This is a genomic window from Desulfothermobacter acidiphilus (genome assembly GCF_052073645.1).
GTDB classification, from domain to species: domain Bacteria; phylum Bacillota; class Desulfotomaculia; order Desulfotomaculales; family Ammonificaceae; genus Desulfothermobacter; species Desulfothermobacter acidiphilus.
In genome coordinates this window covers 1,816,112-1,832,925 of record NZ_CM125440.1, presented here as the reverse complement: position 1 = coordinate 1,832,925, position 16,814 = coordinate 1,816,112, and the positions used below count along the sequence as shown (strand labels likewise).

The following is a 16,814-nucleotide window of genomic DNA, read 5'->3' as shown; positions in this document are numbered from 1 at the left end:
AGATGCCCAGTCTGCGCGACTTTAGACGCCGCATCAAGAGCCTGCAGAGCACGCAGAAGATCTGCCAGGCCATGAAGGCGGTGGCCACTGCCAAGATGGCCAAGGCGCAGTCCGTCTTGCTGGCGGCGCGGCCCTACTCTCGCTACCTGCACGATGTCCTGGCGCGGCTGGCCCGGGCAGCGGGGGATACCCGGCACCCTCTACTGGCAGTGCGTGAGCCCCGCCGGGTTTGTTACGTGGTTATGACCGCTGACCGGGGGCTGTGCGGCGGCTTCAACAGCAACTTGCTGCGCCTGGCCATGAGGGAGATAAACGCCTGCCCGGGCGAAGTCTCGGTGGTAGCGGTGGGGCGCAAAGGGCGCAACTTTTTCCGGTTCCGGCACATGGCCATGGATGCGGAGTTCACCGGCTTGGGCGAAGACATCCGTTTTGCGTACGCGCGCGAGATTGCCAAGGTGATTATCAATAAATACGCTGCCGAGGAGTACGACGCGGTGTACTTGGTCTACCCCCAGTTTGTGAACATTCTAGTCCAGCGCCCTATCGCGCAACAAGTGCTTCCTATTGAGCCCCCCACCGGCGAGATCAGATCTAAGGGCCCGGAGCCGCTTTACATCTTCGAGCCTTCGGCGGAAGGGGTGCTACACGACCTCTTGCCCAAGTACGTGGAGACAGCGGTTTTCCACGCCTTGCTGGAATTGAAGGCGGGCGAGCACAGCGCGCGCATGACGGCCATGGACGCGGCTACCAAAAACACCGAGGACCTTATTGCCCGCCTGACATTGCGGATGAACCGGGTGCGGCAGGAGGGTATCACCAAGGAACTCTTGGACATTGTGGGTGGTGCGGCCGCGCTCGAATCTTAGTGAGAAGTTTTTCCTGGAAGGGGAGGTTGGCGAGGCGAAATGAATGTAGGCGAAGTGGTTCAGATCATTGGTGTAGTGGTGGACGTGAGTTTTCCTCCCGGACAGGTGCCGGAAATATACAACGCCCTTAAGGTGGAGTACGACGACCCGGCCACGGGCCAAAAAAAGGAACTCATCCTGGAGGTTGAACAGCAGCTGGGTAACAATGTGGTCCGCACCGTGGCCATGTCCTCTACCGACGGCCTGAAGCGGGGGACTAAGGTGGTGGATACGGGGGCGCCTATCTCGGTGCCGGTGGGACGCCCGGTGCTCGGGCGGCTGCTGGACGTGCTGGGCCAGCCCATCGACGGCAAGGGCCCCATAAAGGCGGAGAAGTTTTATCCCATCCACCGGCCGGCTCCACCCTTGGTGGATCAGTCTACCAAGGTGGAGCAGCTAGAGACCGGCCTCAAGGTGGTGGACCTGCTGGTGCCCTTCATGAAGGGTGGCAAAATCGGCATGTTCGGGGGCGCCGGCGTGGGTAAAACGGTTATCGTTATGGAGCTCATCAATAACATCGCCAAGCAGCACGGTGGCATCTCGGTCTTCGCCGGCGTGGGCGAGCGCACCCGCGAGGGCAACGAGCTTTACCTGGAAATGACCGAGGCTGGAGTATTGGACAAGACCATGATGGTGTTCGGGCAAATGAACGAGCCCCCTGGCTGCCGCTTGCGTATCGCCCTGACCGGCTTGTGCCTGGCCGAGTATTTCCGTGACGAAGAGGGTGCCGATGTGCTGGTGTTTATCGACAATATCTTCCGTTTCGCCCAGGCTGGTTCGGAGGTATCGGCTCTCCTGGGACGTATGCCCTCCGCGGTGGGTTACCAGCCTACCCTGGCTACCGAAATGGGGCAGCTCCAGGAGCGCATCACTTCCACAGTGAAAGGCTCCATCACTTCGGTGCAAGCGGTTTACGTGCCGGCGGACGACCTCACCGACCCGGCGCCTGCCACCACTTTCGCCCACCTGGACGGCACCGTAGTGCTCTCGCGCCAGATCGCCGAGCTCGGAATTTATCCGGCGGTGGATCCGCTCGATTCCACCTCGCGCATCCTGGATCCCAAAGTGGTGGGGGTGGAGCATTACCAGGTGGCGCGGGGGGTGCAAAAGGTGCTGCAGCGCTACAAGGAGCTCCAAGACATTATCGCTATTTTGGGACTAGAGGAGCTCTCGGAAGAAGATAAGTTGATCGTGGCCCGGGCCCGGAAGCTGCAGAAGTTCTTGTCTCAGCCCTTCCACGTGGCAGAAGCCTTTACTGGTCGCCCCGGTGCCTATGTGTCTTTGAAGGAGACTATCCGTGGCTTCAAGGAGATACTGGAGGGCAAGCACGACGATCTGCCCGAAGATGCCTTCTACATGGTGGGCACCATCGACGAGGCGGTGGAAAAAGGCAAGCAGCTCCTGGCGGCGGCCTCATAAGGGGTGAGCGTATTGGCGGAGAAGCTGCAAAAGCTGGTGGTAGTTACCCCGGCACGCCTCACCTTTTCCGACGAGGTGCGTATGGTGGTGGTCCGAGGGGTGGAAGGGGAGCTCGGCATCCTGCCCGATCACGCTCCTTTAATCACCCGGCTGGTGACCGACGTGGTACGCATCCAGAAAGATGGGTCGTGGCGGGTAATGGCGGTTAGCAACGGGTTTCTGGAAGTAAAAAATAACCAGGTCACCATCTTGGCCGATGCGGCGGAGCTGGCGGAGGAGATCGACCTGGAGCGGGCGCGGCGGGCCAAAGAGCGGGCGGAGGAGCGCTTAAAGGCGCGTCCTCCAGATCTGGATGTGGTGCGGGCAGAGGCGGCTTTGCGTCGGGCCCTGGCCCGGCTCAAGGCGGTAGAACTGGCCCAGCGCTACCGTGGCGCTCGCTAGCCCCTCCTTCACGGCGTAGAACCGCTTCGGAGCCTAGTTCCTGGCGGAGAGGGCTTCGAGCCGGCGGGTGCGCCACGCCTGTGGTAGCCGCGTGGGTGCAGTGTATAACCGGGCTGTAATTGGCCCGGTTTTTATTTCACATTTTTCAGGTAAAAGGTGGCATAACTATTAGAAATAGGGAGGTGAGCGATGCTTGCGGCGGGCGGTGGGTTTGCTACTTCTCCTGGTGGCTCTGGTTGGTTTGGCCTGGGTAATCAGGCAGCAACGCGAGCCCCGGATTGTTCCGTTGGAGCCCAAGAAGGTGCGGCTTTATCGCCACGCCACGGGGAAGATCGAAGTCCTCCCCCTGGAGGAATACGTGGTGGGGGTGGTGGCGGCGGAGATGCCAGCGGAGTGGCCTCTGGAGGCGTTGAAAGCGCAGGCAGTGGCTGCTCGCACCTATGTGTTGCGTCGCTTGCTGGTTGGCGGAACCTATAACAATCCTTACCCGGGAGCGGATATCGGGGACCACCATCAAGACGGCCAGGCTTACATCGACCGGGAGCAATTGCGCGAGCGTCTGGGACTGGTGGGTTATTGCCGCTATTACCCCCGCCTGCGGCGGGCGGTGGAGGAAACCCGGGGGATGGTGTTGGTGTACCGGGGCCAGCTGATCGAGCCGGCCTACCACGCTTGCTGCGGGGGACACACGGAGGACGCGGAGGAAATCTGGTTCACCGCCGCCCCTTACCTCAAGGGGGTATCTTGCCCCTGCGTGGAGGCGGAGGTGGTAAAAGAGACCCGCGCCTTTCCCCTCAACGAGTTTTACCGCGCCGTTCTGCCCAACCAGGATCTTCAGGCGGTTTCGGGCAAGGTGCCGCTGGAGGTGACCCGTCGCAGCCGTACCGGACGGCCCCTGGAAGTGGCGGTAGCGGGGGTGCGTTTGCCTGCGGTGTGGTTGCGAGAGCGGCTAGGTTTAAAGTCTACTCTCCTGGAAGTGAAGCTGGAGGGAAGCGTGCTCGCGATCACCACCACCGGCTACGGGCACGGGGTGGGGATGTGCCAGCGGGGGGCCAAGGTCCTGGCCGAGAGAGGCTACGATTTCCGGAGCATCCTGGCCCATTACTATACCGGGGCGGAGGTGATTAAACATTAAGCCCCTGCCTCTCGGCATCGCCGGGCTCGCCGGGGTGCCCTTGGCTTCCATCTATTAACAGGAGGTCAATAAGGGCGAAATGAGGGGATTTTCGCTACGGGAACAAGCATTGCCCTACCCTCTCGGCATATAGATGTAACAAGCTCAGGGTACTCGGCCCGGGGGGTAGAGGAATGCAGGATTATATTCAGCGACGGGTGCTGGAAATTTGCGCCTACATTCTGGAGACCAGGGCCACGGTTAGGCAGGCGGCCAAAGTGTTCAGCGTTTCCAAAAGCACGGTGCACAAAGATATGACGGAGCGTCTGCCTTCTTTAAACCGGCTGCTGGCCCGTAAAATTAGGGCAATACTGGAACAAAACAAGGCAGAGAGGCATTTACGTGGGGGGGAAGCCACGCGGCGCAAATACCGAGAAAGAATAGAAAAAGAGGAAAGGGAGGAATTGATTCGGACTTAGGCGAAAAGTGTTATAGGGTGGTATAGAGTGCGACACGGCTCATGGTCTCGCTTGGCGCTGCTTTTCCTCTTGCTGCTCCTGGCGAGCATAGGCTGGCCGGGCGGCTTCGCTGAACGCCCCGCTCCGTTGACTCCGCGAGTGGGCACCTCCGTATCTCCTGCTCCGCCGCCGGACGAGCCGGCGGCTAAGTTGGCTCCCGAACTGGGACGGATCGAAACCGCTGCTCCTGAACTCACCGTTCTCCTACGCGATCCCACCACCAAGCAGCAGCTAGCTTCCTGGATCGAAGCCAAGGGGGGGAAAGTGCTGCGTGGGGCCGAAGGGGAAGGGAGCGCTCTGGTGGTGATCCTACCCCAGCAGGAGATCCCAGAACTGGCGGCCCGCCCCGAAGTGCAATGGGTAGAGCCCACTTACCAGCGGCGTTTCCTCGGTGATCGGGCGGCGGAGGTGATCGCCAGCGCCCCCCTGAAGGCTCCCGGCTGGGTGCTGCCCCAGGGGCTAACCGGGCAGGGGGAGCTGGTGGGAATAGCCGATAACGGTCTTAACACCGGCGACCTGAACCGTCTTCCGCCTCCTCTCCAAGGGAAAGTGCGGCTTTTGCGTTCCTGGGGAGCGGGAGGTCTGGCCGATCCCACCGGGCACGGGACCCAATTAGCCGGTATTGTAGCCGGTGGGGGAGAGCGTTTCCCCGGCATTGCTCCCGGAGCGTCCATTTACTTTCAGGCGATAGCGGGTCCGGATGGGAAGACCCCTGATCCCCCCGCTGACCTGGAGGAGCTCTTTTCCCCCGCGTATGCGGCCGGAGTGAGGGTGGAGCTCTGCGGTTGGGGAGGGGGAAGAGATCGCTACGGAGCAGCTGCCTTCCAGATCGACCGCTTTTGCTACCAGCACCCCGATTTCCTGCCCATCTTCGCGGCCGGCAACGGGGGCCCGGCACCAGGTACCGTGACGGCGGAAGCCTGCGCTAAAAACGCTTTGGCGGTGGGGGCTACCGAGAATCCCCGTCCTCTCTTCGGCACTTTCAATCCCACCCGGGTGGCCGATATCTCCAGCCGGGGTCCCACTGCCGATGGACGAATAAAACCCGATCTGGTGGCCCCGGGTATGGGAATTATCGGACCTTGTTCCCAGTTAGTTAGCTCCAACCTTCCCGGCAACCCCCTCTACTTGCGGGCGGACGGTACCAGCCAGGCAGCGGCGGTGGCGGCGGGGGGAGCGTTGCTCTTGCGGCAATATCTGGAGGAGCAGAGCTCCTCTTCTCCTCCAGCGGCTCTGCTTAAAGCGCTGCTGATCAACGGGGCGCGATTGTTAGGGGACAAGCCTAATAACGCCACCGGCTACGGTCTTATAGACGTGGGAGGAACGGTGCTGGCTTTGAAAACGGGTAGCTTCCGCTGGGCTACGCCGGAGCATAGTTTATCTCCCGGCGAGCGGGCTACCTTCTGGTACCCGGTGGCCGACCCTACCCGGCCGCTAAAGGTGACCTTGTGCTGGACTGACCCCCCGGCGTCTCCGGGGGCGCCGGAGATATTGGTCAATCACTTGCTATTGACCGTGTACGGCCCGGACGGAGAGCGCTATTCGGCTCCTCTGGCTTCAGCTAGCAACGTGCAGCAGGTAGTGCTTTCCCACCCCCGGGTGGGCACCTATCGGATTGAGGTGACGGCCACGCAAGGAGTGGGGCCTCAATCGTTCGCTCTGGTCTACGGGCAGCCGCTGTCCCACGGAGTGCTGGAAGCAGCTCAAGGGGATAGGCTGACGCTGACTGGCGGGCGAGAACTGGTGGCGAGTCGGGTGCAGGAGGTGGAGAACGGTCGGCTGGTAGCTCCCGATCTGCGCCCGGGCACCGATATCTACTATCTGCCTGGTGGGCCGGTGTTCGCGGTGGTGGAAACCCGGACGCTGGCTCCAGCGCGCTTTTTGCCGGTGTCTTCCGGGATGGCGGTGACCTGCGAGACGCCGGCGCTCCAGGACGGTGGCTATCTCCTGGCGCAGGATAAGGTGGAGGCGGAGGGGCGTTCCCTGTCTCCCCAGGAGGTGCCTCCCGGCGCGCGGGTTAGTCTGGTGGTCAATCCCCGGACGCAAGAGGCGTGGGGGGTCAAAGCCTCCTGGCAAGAGGTGCAAGGTTTTCTCTGGTCCCTGGACAGCAACGAGGTGAAGCTGATAGATAAAGGCTCCTTCCCTTTCAGCCCCGGGATGGTGGTGACTCAGCAGGCGCAGGAAGAGGCATTGGACCCCATGGATCGACTCTTTGGCGTCCCTCCCACGGCGGAGTTTTTGCCCGGGTTGAAAGTCACGCTCTTCCTCGATCCTCGAACGAGGGAAGTGCTGCACTTGAAGGTGCAACAGCGCCTAATATCGGGTTATCTGGAGACTATCTCCCAAGGCGAGGTGGTTCTGAGCGATGGGCGGCGCTGGCAAATGTGTCCCGGCGTCACTTTGCCTTCCCATTGGCAGGCGGGGGAGAGGGTAATGGGAGTGCTGGCGCCCGATAAGCCGGAACTCTTGCGGCTCTGGGCCGAGCCAGCTCTATACGGAAGAATAATTCTGGTGGAGGGCAGCAGGATCTATTTTCAAGATCAGAGGGGCGAGGTCCGTTTCTGGACGATGGCCCCCTGCGCTGGTTTCTATCGCGACGGGATTCAGGTGGGGGCGGTGGGAGTGTGGCCTGGAGCTTTCGCCCGCCTGTTGCTGGACGAAAAGGGGAAGGTGAGCCGGGTGGATCTGTTGCGCCAGGAACCCCACTCCTTCACCGGCAAGCTGGAGGCGGTGCGGGGTCAAAATCTGGTGGTGGACGGCAGGGATTTCCGCACGGGTGTGGGAACCATGTTTTGGCTGGAGGATCAGCCGGTCACCTTGCAGGATTTGCGGCCGGGGCAAGAGGTCCGGATAACGGCTGTTGCCTCAGGGGGACAGGAGTGGGCCTTGATGGTGAGCGCCCTTGCTTCCGCCCCGCCACCCCGTCTCTGGGTAAAAAGCACAGGCCAGGACAGCTGGGAGGGCTTTACCACCGCCAGGCGACTTTATCTCCTGAGCAACGGTGGTAGGCAGGTGCTGACGCCCGAAGCTAGCGGATGCTTCTCCTTCCGAGCTCGTCCCACCGACCGGTTGGTGGCGGTGGGAGAAGGAGTTAAAGGAGGGCGGTTGGAGGAGTTGGCAGGTTACCTTCCTTTTCGCGACCTGGCCGGGCATTGGTCCCGTCCGGACGTGGTTGCCCTTTGGGGAGCGGGTATTGTTAGCGGCTACGACGACGGGACCTTCCGCCCCGATCGCCCCATAACCAAAGTAGAAATGGCCGCGTTGATGGCCCGCTGCTTTTCTCTTCCCCCCGGCACTCCCCTGCCCCCAGGGGTGCCGTCCTGGGCTCGTGAGGCGGTGCAGGCGGTTATCGCTGCCGGGTACATGTCCCCAACCGCTGGCGGTGGATGGGACGCCGAAGCGCTGGTAACCCGAGCTCAGGCGGCGATATGGCTGGCCCACGGTGTGAAAGGGCCAAAAACGCAAGCGCCCCCCACCCCTGCTTTTAAGGACTGGGATCGGGTTCCGGAGGAGGCCAGATTGCCGGTGGCCTATTTGGCGTCGATAGGTGTTTACCGGGGTAGGGGAGGAGACCTTTTCGCGCCGGACGCTTACCTTACCCGGGCTGAAGCGGCGGTATTGCTGTACCGCTTACGTTTCCTGGACTAGACACACGGTTACGGTGTACTTGCCAGCGGCTTCGCGCAGGTACTGCATTTCTTGCTCTAAAGCGACCCGTTCCGAGGGCGGCAGCGCCGCGCAGCGAGCCTGGAGGTCGACTAGCTCCTGGGTCACGTCCCGGCTGCTGTTTTCTTGGCTCAGCAAATTCCCCAGGCCGGAACGCGTCAGGGCGTCTATGTAAGCTTGCCCCTGGCTTTCAGGGACTAGAAATTGCAGCACTACCACCTGCGGCGAGGCTTTGGCCCGGCTCACTTCCTGGGCGCTAAACTGCCGCGCTAGGGTTTCCACCTTGCCCTGAGCCACAATCAAGTCTGACACGGAGAAGCGAAGGACAGAGCTCCGGATGGAGGTGGTGTGGCTGAGGAACACCCGCTCGGGGGCTGCTCCGCTTCCGGCGACTGGGTTCGGGGCTGACCCTCCCTGGCTGGCCGGGGCTGGCGGCGGGGAAGAAGGAGCTGGAGTAGGAGCTCCGTCCGGACTCGAGTTCGGCTCCGCCTGGCGCGGGGCATTGGATTCGGGTGCCGGGGCCGGGCTATCTGGCGAAGACGGTGTTTTGCCCGGCTGGGAGGGGAGCGAAGAACCCGCTGGAGTCTCGCTCGGGGGAGTCTGGTTGGTCGCCACCTGGGCAGGCTGCGTGGGAGGTAGAAAGTGGCTGTTGCTCTTGTAGAAAGCCCAGGCGCTTCCGCAGAGCGCCAGCACGCCAGCCGCTGCCAGAGCCAGCCAGCGCCACTTCCAATCCCGCTTCTGCGGGCGGCTTTGTACCCGAAGCATCACCCGCTCTTTGAAGCCGGTCGGCGCCGGCGGTGGGGGGGCTACCAACACCTGCCTGGTTTTTTGCCACAGGCAATACAATTGCCGGCAGGTGGGGCAAACCTCCAGGTGCTGGCGGACTTCTTCGCTAGGGGCTTCATTTTCCCAGATCCAATTTTTCACCTCTTGGCAGCGCATTTACCTTCCCCTCCCCCGGAAGCAGTTCCAGACCCACTTCCCGGGACAATTTTAGAAGCGCTTTTTGCAGGGCAGCGCGGGCCCGGTTCAGTCGCGATTTAACGGTGCCTGGCGCCAACTTCAGCACCGCGGCCATCTCTTCGTAGCTCATCTCTTCCATTTCCCGTAGCACCAGAACCGCGCGGTGTTCCCGGCTGATGCTGTTGAGCGCCCGCCGCACCAGAAGGGCTAACTCTTGCCGTTCTAGTTCGTCCTGCGGGTGGTTCTGGTTATTGTCCGCCACCTGCCAACTCAGCTCTCCATCCGGGGTGGACACCGGATTGTCTAAGGAAAGGAACTGGCAGTGGTTTTTGCGCCGCTGGTTAAGGAAGAGGTTCACTGCTATGCGGTGCAGGTAAGTGCCAAAATCCGCTTCGGCACGGAACTTTCTTAGGCTCCGGTAAGCGCGAACGAACACTTCCTGCGCCAAGTCCTCCGCGTCTTCCTGGTTGCCCGTCAGGCGGTAGCACAGCCCATAAATACGATCCTGGTAGCGAAGCACCAGAGCTCCGAAGGCTTCCTCGTTTCCCTGGCGAGCTCTTTCCAGCAGCTGGTCTATGTCTGCCAAAGGAGCTTACCTCCTCTGGGTCCGGGAAATTCTCCGGACACTTATTTAGACTACAAATCGAGCCCAAAAGTTCCCTCTCCATTATAGTGGAAAGGGAGGCAGGATTGGGAACCGGGTAGGAGGGGAAAACGACCCTGGTGGCGAATTCACAAGCCTTGGGGGGGATGCGTGGTGGCATCGATCTTAGTGATCATCCCTGCCTACAATGAAGAGGCTACGGTAGCTGCGGTGGTTCACGAAGTGAGACAAGCGCTTCCTGAGGCGTCAGCCCTGGTGGTGGACGACGGTTCCACTGACGCCACAGGCGAAAGAGCTCTGGCTGCCGGGGCTAGGGTATTGCGACTGCCTTTTAATGTGGGGGTGGGGGGGGCGGTGCAGGCTGGTTACCTCTACGCCTGGCGAAAAGGCTTTCAGGTGGCGGTGCAGGTGGACGGCGACGGGCAGCACCAAGCGACCGAGATCGCCGGCCTGATCGCTCCCATCCTGAGCGGCGAAGCCGACCTGGTGGTGGGTTCCCGGTTTTTGCATGGGGATTCCTATCGCTCTACGCCGGCTCGGCAGATGGGCATAGCTTTGCTCCGGAGCTTGCTCTCCCGCTTGGCCTGCCAGCGTTTCACCGATCCCACTTCTGGATTCCGGGCAGTGGGGCGAGAGTTAATTCGCTTTTTCGCCCGGAACTACGCTTACGAGTATCCCGAGGCGGAGAGCCTGCTTTTGGCCCGCCGGCAGCGCTTCCGGATAAAGGAGGTACCGGTGGCCATGCGACCGCGCCAGGGAGGGACGTCCTCTTTGCGTGGCTGGCGCTCTCTTTACTTTATGTTAAAAGTGTTCTTGGCGTTGGGGGTTATAATGCTGCGACCCCCGGAGAGGGTGAACGCCGGTGATTAACGGTGCGGTTTACTACCTCTCCTTTCTGCTGGGTTTGGGGCTGATTCTGGCGGTGCTGGAGTTGGTGCGGCGGCGCTGGTTGCGGGAGCGCTACGCCTTGCTCTGGCTGTTGACCGGTGGCGCTCTCATGCTCTTCGCTTGCAAACGCTCTCTGGTGGAGGCTTTATCCCGCGCCCTGGGCATTTACTATCCTCCATCGGCCCTTTTTTTGCTCGGCTTTTTGCTTCTTTTGCTCTTAAACTTGCAATACGCGATAGCTCTGTCCCGGCAAAGCGAGAGAATAGTGCGCCTGGCGCAAGAGGTGGCCCTCTTACGCCAGGAGTTGCTGGAGCTCCGCGAGGAAAGGCAGGGAGGAAGGTGAGGATCTATTTTTTTGGTGATTTACCAGCCCGTCCAGATTACCGGCCCGGGTGACCCCTGCCGGGGCAGTCGGCCGAGCAGGTGCTGGGCTTTCATTTTTTGCGGCAGGCGCTAAAAAAACGCCTGGGAAACAACCTGGTCCTGTTGTACCAGGAATTGTCTCGCCCTGGTCCCTGGCCGGAAGCGCAGGCCCTGGCCAGGCGTATAGCGGAGGAACGGTTGCCCTTGCCGGTGGTGGCGGTGGGAGAGAAAATAATAGCGGCGGGTAAATTGCCTCGCCCTGAAGAGTTGGCCCGCCTGCTGGTAGAGGCTGGAACAGAAGGTGATGCGGGTGGCGTTTAGATACCTGGCGTTGATCTTGCTCAACGCTTGCCTGCTGGTGGCTGGGCAGGTGCTTTGGAAGATCGGTTTGCAGGCCACCGGGCTTGATTGGTGGCGGTTGCTGACCAATTCAAAGGTGTGGATCGGCTTTTTAGCTTTTGGGCTGGCCACTTTAATTTGGTTTCAGGTACTGGATAAGGTGCCGCTTTCGCGCGCCCTTCCGGTGCAGAGCATAGCCTACGTTCTGGGAGTGTTAGCCGGATGCTTCTTTTTTCACGAAGCGTTTTCTTGGGCTCGATGGCTGGGGGTGGCGTTAATCGTGGGCGGAATTTGCCTGGTGGCGCGGTGAGGCGTCATGCGGGGTTACTTCTCATCCTGGCGTTGGCTTTGTTGGTGCGCTTGATCTTTGTGTACCAGTGGGGGAACACGCTCACGCTGAACAGCGACGACGTGGGGTATGTGACTTCTACCCGGGTATGGCTGGAAAAGGGCATTTTCTCCTACGTGCGCCCCGGGATAGTCTTGGCTCCCCCGAACTGCATTAGTCCCTCGGCTTATATCACACCTGGGTATCCTTTGTTTCTGGCCCCTTTTCTTTGGTTGGCCCCGGAGCGCTGGGCGCTGCTTTTGGCTCGCTACGCCCAGGTGCTGCTGTCGGTGGCCAGCGTTTATCTGGCTTACCGCCTGGGGCGGAGGTGGGGTAAAGGGGAGTTATCGGCGGCCCTGGTGGCCTTTTACCCGCCTTTTATTCTCGTTAGCGGGTTATTGCTGACCGAAACCCTCTTCACCTTTTTCCTGCTCTTGTTTCTAGATCGCTGGTTGGAGGCGGGAGCTTCTCCCCGCCAATGGTTTTGGTTGGGTGTGATAGGGGGGTTGGCCACGCTGGTACGTCCGACCGGGGTGGTGCTGGTATTGGTGGGGCTGGCCTTTTGCTGCTTCCAGGGGAGGAAGGCGCTCAAGGCTTTGCTTTGCGGTTTACTCGGTTTCTGTGTTGTCATGTCGCCGTGGTGGGTACGTAATTACTGCACCTTCCACCGTCCGATCTTGCTTTCTACCGGTGGAGGAAACCCTTTGCTACTAGGCACCTACGTTAATCTGGAAAATATCGAACATGGTTGGAACCCTTACTGGCCGGTAGGGCACACGCCGGACGAGACCAGCGCTCGCCAGCAAGCCTACGCTCTTAAACGCCTGAAAGAGGGCTTTTCCCAGCATCCCCGGCGCTATCTTTACTGGTACACGTGGGGGAAATTCAAGCTTTTGTGGGGGCAATTTTTCCTTTGGGGTGGAGAGGACAAGTTCTCGCCGGTGTTTACCCGCTGGTACCACTACGTTATCTTGGCCTTGGGCGGTACTGGGCTATTATGGTTGTTGGGGCGGCGTGTGCCAGGCAGCGGCAAGGTGTTAGCCTTGCTCGCTGCCTTTACGGTAGTGCATCTGGCCACTTGCGCCTATTGCCGGTACGCATTGCCCCTATTGCCGGTGTTGGCCGCTGCTGCTTCCAGCTGGTGGCCTAAACCTGCAGGTGCTCGGTAGTCCACTCGTAATTGGAGGAGATAGGAGCCAGCTCGCTGCCGCAATAAGGGCAGAAGCGCCCTGGAGTTTCTAGCACGAAGGCGCCGCATTTGGTGCAGATCATTTCCACGCGGCTGGGATTAAGGCTACAGCTGGCCGTGTAGGGATCGTAATGGACGCAGTTGCCGCAGAAGCGGGGCGATTCGTGATAAATAAGGCTCTCTTTTCCCTGCTGGGAGGGCTGGTAGTCGGGGCAAGTTTCCGCCCGGCCCACTTTGAAAACTCGCCGGGCCAAGGTGCTCACGCAATGCCGGCACAGGATGATCTGGCCTTTTTTGCCCACCACGCGCTCCCCCTGCTCGGAGCCACAGAGCTGGCAGATGGATTTGGTCATGAGTATCACCTCGCTAAAGTGAAAATGAGAACATTCTCATTGACAGAATACCCCCACCCTCGCCCTGGTGTCAAGTGTTTTTCGGGAGCCCGCGCAGCTAAGTGGTGTTTTCAAGAAGCCCAGGTGGCCACGAACTCTTCGCTGGGCGAGAGAGTATCAATTTGCCAGGTCAAAATTGGCCGACTCCAGGAGGAAGAAAGGTGGCGCACGGCGAATTTATTGTGATTTAGGAAACTAGGCGAGGCGGAGGGGGAAGTGGAATTGGAGGTACGTGCGGAGGAATGGGGCTGGTGGGACCGCGCCAAAGCCTACGTGGAGGTTACCAAGCCCCGGTCGGTTTTCTTGCTGGTGTTCACCGCTTTACCGCCCATGGTGCTGGCGGCCCAGCGTTACCCTTTCACCTGGAGCCAGGCGGTGCTGGCGTTGTGGGCGGTGACGCTGGCTTGTGCGGGGGCCAACGCAGTTAGCTGTTACGTGGACAGGGATCTGGATAAAGCCATGGAGCGCACTTGTCGGCGTCCTGTGCCCTCGGGAAGAATTTACCCGGCGGAGAAGGCTCTGTGCTGGGGGTTGGCGCTCTTTTTGGCCAGTTTGCTTCTCGGGTGGCGCTTGAATCCGGCTGCGGCTTTATGTCTGGCAGGAGGAATGCTGGGTTATGTGGGAATCTATAGCCTCTGGCTGAAGCGACGTTCGGTCTGGAACATTGTGCTGGGGGGAGTGGCGGGAGGATTACCGGCGCTGTTTGGCTGGATGGCCGTGAGCGGTAAAATTGCGTGGTTGCCGGTGCTCATGGCTGCGCTGGTGGTGTTGTGGATTCCCAATCACATATGGAGTTTAGCTATCTTTTACCGGGAGGATTACGCCCGGGTGCAGGTGCCGATGTTGCCGGTGGTGACTTCGTTAGGCAAGGCGCTGCACTGTCTGTTACTCACCGTGATCCTAATGGTAGCCACTTCGCTTTTCATCGGCTACTTGGGGCATTTTGGTTGGGTCTATTGGGCCATAGCTTTGCTGACCGGCGCCGCGGTTTTGGCTCTAAGTCTGTACGTGATTTGGCGGCCTAACCCGCGGAGCGCCTGGTTGCTTTTCAAATTCTCCAGCCCCTATCTCTTTCTCCTCTTTCTAGCCATGTTGCTGGATGTGCTGTAGAGAAGCGACTACTCGGCTTTTGGTCAGAAAAGCCCTTTCCCGTTGACCCGTGAGGGGGGAGGGGCTATTATTTTTAAAGGTGAATAGTTAATGTGTTAAAGTATCGCTTTTCAAGGGGGGGTGAAAAGTGGAAGAACTGCAGGTAAAGATGGAGAGGCTCATGCGTCTGATGATCCGTCGTCTGGTCAGCATCGCGGCGCTAGGGAGCAAAAGCCGGCGGGGGTTACCTTTCATGGCGGTAGTGGCCGGGGGACCGTATTTTTTTATGCAAGTCTTAGCGGAGAAGCGGAGGGTTAGCGTTTCGGAAATGGCGGCGGAGCTGGGGGTGACCCTGGCTGCGGTTACGGCTTTGGCCGGTAAGCTCTCTCGCGCCGGCTGGGTGCGCCGCGCTCGCTCGGGGCCTGATCGCCGGGTAGTGTGGTTGGAGCTCACCCCTGCTGGTCAGGCGGTGCTGGAGCGCGCGCGGGAGATCAGGCGGGAAGTGTGGCAGAAGTATTTTTCCGTGCTGACGCCGGAGGAAGGGGAGCTCTTCAATCGTTTGATAACTAAAGTGCTGGCTTCAGTGGAGCTAGGAGGGGAAGAGTGAATGCGAAGTTGGGCAGCTTGGCTGGCCATTTTGAGCCTGGTGATGATCACCGCCGGTTGCCAGAGTGCTCCGGTCAAGAGCGGGGCAGCGCCCCAAGTTCTGATCGCGCAGGCTACCGAGGGCAAGGTGGGCCAGGTGGAAGAGTTAATGGGTAAGGTCAAGGCGGTGCAGGAGGTTAATTTGTTACCCAAGGTTCCCGGGCGTATTAAAGAATTGCCGTTTAATCTAGGCGATCAGGTTAAAGCAGGGCAAGTGGTCTTTTCACTGAGCGTGCCTGAGTTAGAGGCCGCGGTGTCGCAGGCGCAAGCGGGAGTGAAGCAAGCTCAAGCGGCCCGGGCAGCTGCTGAAGCTGGCTTGGCCCAGGCCGGTTTTCAAGTGACGCAGGCGCAGGCGGGACTGGAACAGGCGCGCACCGCGTGCCAGCAGGCCCTGGATAACTACCGCTTAGCGGAAGAAAATTATAAACGAGGCGAATTCTTACTAGCTCAGGGAGCTATACCAAAAGCTACCTTCGAAGCCAATTTCGAAACCCCTTACATTAACGCCAAGGCGGCTTGGGAACGGGCTCAAAGCGCGGTAGCCCAGGCTGAAGCCGCTTACAAGCAGGCGGTAGATTACCGGGACCAGGTATTGCCGGCTCAGGTGCGTCAGGCCCAGGCGGCGGAGGAGGCGGCTCGGGCGGCCTTGTCGATGGCGCAGGCTAACCTTTCGCAAGCAGTGATCACCAGCCCTATCGACGGCTACGTGGTGGCTCGCAACGCTCAGGTTGGGGACTTGGTGGGACCGCAGATGCCTATGCCGGTAGTGACCGTGGCTCAGCTGAATCCTATACTGGTCGAAGTCATGGTGCCCGAGGATAAAATCAATTGCTTTAAAGTGGGCGAGCAACTTTCGGTCCGCTTCCCAGCTCTGGATGAGCGGATCTTAGAGGGGAAGGTCAAGTACATTAATCCGGCCAGTGGACCTCAGGCCAAAGGTTACACGGTGCAGCTGGAAATAGCCAACCCCGATCTTCAGCTCAAACCCGGCATGGCTGCGATAGTGATGCTGGGAGGCGCAAAGGGGACAATGGTTCCCAGGGAGGCTATAACCTGGCGGCAGGGTGAGCCGATGGTCTTCGTGCTGCAAGATCAGGAGGCTGTTCCCAGGAAGGTGTTGTTGGGCCCCTGCGATGGCCAGTGGACGTTGGTGTGCCAGGGCATTAAGCCCGGAGATTGGGTGGTGGTCACCGGTCAGGGGCGTCTGGGAGACCAGGGGGGCAAGGTGACGGTGGCCGGCAAGTGGCAGCTAAGTCAGTAGTGGAGGGAGGAGTGGCGGCAGATGGCCAAGCCCAAAGCGGCCTTTATAGCCGTGCTGGTCTTTTTTGTGCTCACCATAGGAGGGATAGGCTTTTACTATTGGTACCAAAGCGCGCATTACGTTAGTACCGAGGACGCTTACGTGGACGGTCCTTTGTGGCGCTTGGGTCCCTCCCTAAGCGGCAAGATAGCTTCCATCCCGGTTAAGGAAGGGGATCAGGTGGAGCCGGGGCAGGAGGTGCTGCGTCTGGATGACCGTTATCTTCCCCCTGGCGCTAACCCCGATCTGGCCATCGTGCGTTCCCCTGTGAAAGGGGTGGTTTTGAAGATCAGCGCCCGTCCCGGCGAAGTGGTGGGCGCGGGGCAGCCGGTGGTCTTGGTGGGAGATCCGCGCCAGTTTTACATCACGGCCAACGTGGATGAGAGCCAGATCTGGCGGGTGCATCAAGGGCAACGGGTAATGGTGCACATCGATGCTTTTCCCAACCGAACCTTCGAGGGTAGGGTGGCCGAAATTAACACCGCAGTGGCTTCTACTTTTTCCCTTCTGCCCACCCGCAGCACCAGCGGGAGTTTTATCAAGGTGGCCCAGCGCGTGCCGGTAAAGATCTATCTGCTAGACGCCAAAGGAGTGGATCTGCGTTTAGGAGAAAGCGCTGAGATTAAGATTTTCGCCCGGGAGTAGGTGCAA

Annotated in this window: 18 protein-coding genes; 15 read left to right on the top strand and 3 right to left on the bottom strand. The window is 60.2% G+C overall.

Annotated elements, in window-relative coordinates; all coding sequences use genetic code 11:
- Positions 1–2 precede the first annotated feature (2 nt).
- The 6 genes from atpG (at position 3) to ACTLLP_RS09205 (ending at position 8,045) form a co-directional block, all read left to right on the top strand.
- Complete coding sequence (atpG, locus tag ACTLLP_RS09230) at positions 3–866, top strand: ATP synthase F1 subunit gamma (protein ID WP_441059193.1); 864 nt, start codon at positions 3–5, stop codon at positions 864–866.
- Positions 867–905: 39 nt separating this feature from the next.
- Positions 906–2,324 carry a F0F1 ATP synthase subunit beta gene (gene atpD / locus ACTLLP_RS09225; RefSeq protein ID WP_441059191.1) on the top strand — a complete coding sequence of 473 codons (1,419 nt, stop codon included), beginning with the start codon at positions 906–908 and terminating at the stop codon, positions 2,322–2,324.
- Positions 2,325–2,336: 12 nt separating this feature from the next.
- Positions 2,337–2,765 (top strand): F0F1 ATP synthase subunit epsilon, encoded by a 429-nt coding sequence (locus ACTLLP_RS09220; protein ID WP_441059189.1) that lies wholly within the window; start codon positions 2,337–2,339, stop codon positions 2,763–2,765.
- A gap of 193 nt (positions 2,766–2,958) precedes the next feature.
- The gene (gene spoIID / locus ACTLLP_RS09215; protein WP_441059187.1) at positions 2,959–3,900 is read left to right on the top strand and encodes a stage II sporulation protein D; all 942 of its coding nucleotides are present in this window, start codon (positions 2,959–2,961) and stop codon (positions 3,898–3,900) included.
- A 173-nt stretch (positions 3,901–4,073) separates the two neighbouring features.
- The gene (spoIIID, locus tag ACTLLP_RS09210) at positions 4,074–4,358 is read left to right on the top strand and encodes a sporulation transcriptional regulator SpoIIID (protein WP_441059185.1); all 285 of its coding nucleotides are present in this window, start codon (positions 4,074–4,076) and stop codon (positions 4,356–4,358) included.
- Positions 4,359–4,385: 27 nt separating this feature from the next.
- A complete protein-coding gene (locus ACTLLP_RS09205) occupies positions 4,386–8,045 on the top strand; it encodes a S8 family serine peptidase (protein WP_441059183.1) in 3,660 nt (1,219 codons plus the stop codon).
- Here ACTLLP_RS09205 and ACTLLP_RS09200 read toward each other — a convergent pair.
- Positions 8,028–9,005 carry a DUF4349 domain-containing protein gene (locus ACTLLP_RS09200; protein WP_441059181.1) on the bottom strand — a complete coding sequence of 326 codons (978 nt, stop codon included), beginning with the start codon at positions 9,003–9,005 and terminating at the stop codon, positions 8,028–8,030. The genes ACTLLP_RS09205 and ACTLLP_RS09200 overlap by 18 nt on opposite strands.
- A complete protein-coding gene (locus tag ACTLLP_RS09195) occupies positions 8,965–9,612 on the bottom strand; it encodes an RNA polymerase sigma factor (RefSeq protein WP_441059179.1) in 648 nt (215 codons plus the stop codon). Before ACTLLP_RS09195 ends, ACTLLP_RS09200 begins: the two co-directional genes overlap by 41 nt.
- 171 nt (positions 9,613–9,783) lie before the next feature.
- Here ACTLLP_RS09195 and ACTLLP_RS09190 point away from each other — a divergent pair, with 171 nt between their 5' ends.
- From ACTLLP_RS09190 to ACTLLP_RS09170, 5 genes are all read left to right on the top strand, one after another.
- Positions 9,784–10,500, top strand: coding sequence for a glycosyltransferase family 2 protein (locus ACTLLP_RS09190; protein WP_441059177.1), 717 nt, complete (start codon positions 9,784–9,786; stop codon positions 10,498–10,500).
- A complete protein-coding gene (locus ACTLLP_RS09185; RefSeq protein WP_441059175.1) occupies positions 10,493–10,861 on the top strand; it encodes a DUF2304 domain-containing protein in 369 nt (122 codons plus the stop codon). The genes ACTLLP_RS09190 and ACTLLP_RS09185 overlap by 8 nt, the downstream gene beginning before the upstream one ends.
- A gap of 80 nt (positions 10,862–10,941) precedes the next feature.
- Positions 10,942–11,202: a hypothetical protein gene (locus tag ACTLLP_RS09180; protein ID WP_441059173.1), complete on the top strand. Its 261-nt coding sequence runs from the start codon at positions 10,942–10,944 to the stop codon at positions 11,200–11,202.
- Entirely contained in the window at positions 11,192–11,530 is a 339-nt protein-coding gene (locus ACTLLP_RS09175) for an EamA family transporter (RefSeq protein WP_441059171.1), read from the top strand. Before ACTLLP_RS09180 ends, ACTLLP_RS09175 begins: the two co-directional genes overlap by 11 nt.
- Positions 11,527–12,717, top strand: a complete 1,191-nt coding sequence (locus ACTLLP_RS09170; protein WP_441059169.1) for a glycosyltransferase family 39 protein — start codon at positions 11,527–11,529, stop codon at positions 12,715–12,717. Before ACTLLP_RS09175 ends, ACTLLP_RS09170 begins: the two co-directional genes overlap by 4 nt.
- Here ACTLLP_RS09170 and ACTLLP_RS09165 read toward each other — a convergent pair.
- Positions 12,695–13,090, bottom strand: coding sequence for a hypothetical protein (locus ACTLLP_RS09165; RefSeq protein WP_441059167.1), 396 nt, complete (start codon positions 13,088–13,090; stop codon positions 12,695–12,697). The two genes, ACTLLP_RS09170 and ACTLLP_RS09165, sit on opposite strands and share 23 nt — an antisense overlap.
- A 255-nt stretch (positions 13,091–13,345) precedes the next feature.
- Between ACTLLP_RS09165 and ACTLLP_RS09160 the strand changes: the two genes are divergently transcribed.
- The 4 genes from ACTLLP_RS09160 to ACTLLP_RS09145 all read left to right on the top strand — a co-directional run bounded on the left by ACTLLP_RS09160 (position 13,346) and on the right by ACTLLP_RS09145 (position 16,808).
- Complete coding sequence (locus tag ACTLLP_RS09160) at positions 13,346–14,239, top strand: heme o synthase (RefSeq protein ID WP_441059166.1); 894 nt, start codon at positions 13,346–13,348, stop codon at positions 14,237–14,239.
- Positions 14,240–14,366: 127 nt separating this feature from the next.
- Entirely contained in the window at positions 14,367–14,825 is a 459-nt protein-coding gene (locus ACTLLP_RS09155; RefSeq protein WP_441059165.1) for a MarR family winged helix-turn-helix transcriptional regulator, read from the top strand.
- A complete protein-coding gene (locus tag ACTLLP_RS09150; RefSeq protein ID WP_441059164.1) occupies positions 14,826–16,124 on the top strand; it encodes an efflux RND transporter periplasmic adaptor subunit in 1,299 nt (432 codons plus the stop codon).
- Between the two features lie 21 nt (positions 16,125–16,145).
- Positions 16,146–16,808, top strand: a complete 663-nt coding sequence (locus ACTLLP_RS09145) for an HlyD family secretion protein (RefSeq protein ID WP_441059162.1) — start codon at positions 16,146–16,148, stop codon at positions 16,806–16,808.
- The last annotated feature ends 6 nt before the right edge of the window (positions 16,809–16,814 follow it).

Excerpts from the sequence above, each read along its gene's own strand:
- atpD (WP_441059191.1), top strand. The coding sequence starts at position 906 with ATGAATGTAGGCGAAGTGGTTCAGATCATTGGTGTAGTGGTGGACGTG.
- ACTLLP_RS09165 (WP_441059167.1), bottom strand. The coding sequence starts at position 13,090 with ATGACCAAATCCATCTGCCAGCTCTGTGGCTCCGAGCAGGGGGAGCGC.
- spoIIID (WP_441059185.1), top strand. The coding sequence starts at position 4,074 with ATGCAGGATTATATTCAGCGACGGGTGCTGGAAATTTGCGCCTACATT.
- atpG (WP_441059193.1), top strand. The coding sequence starts at position 3 with ATGCCCAGTCTGCGCGACTTTAGACGCCGCATCAAGAGCCTGCAGAGC.
- ACTLLP_RS09200 (WP_441059181.1), bottom strand. The coding sequence starts at position 9,005 with ATGCGCTGCCAAGAGGTGAAAAATTGGATCTGGGAAAATGAAGCCCCT.
- ACTLLP_RS09150 (WP_441059164.1), top strand. The coding sequence starts at position 14,826 with ATGCGAAGTTGGGCAGCTTGGCTGGCCATTTTGAGCCTGGTGATGATC.
- ACTLLP_RS09145 (WP_441059162.1), top strand. The coding sequence starts at position 16,146 with ATGGCCAAGCCCAAAGCGGCCTTTATAGCCGTGCTGGTCTTTTTTGTG.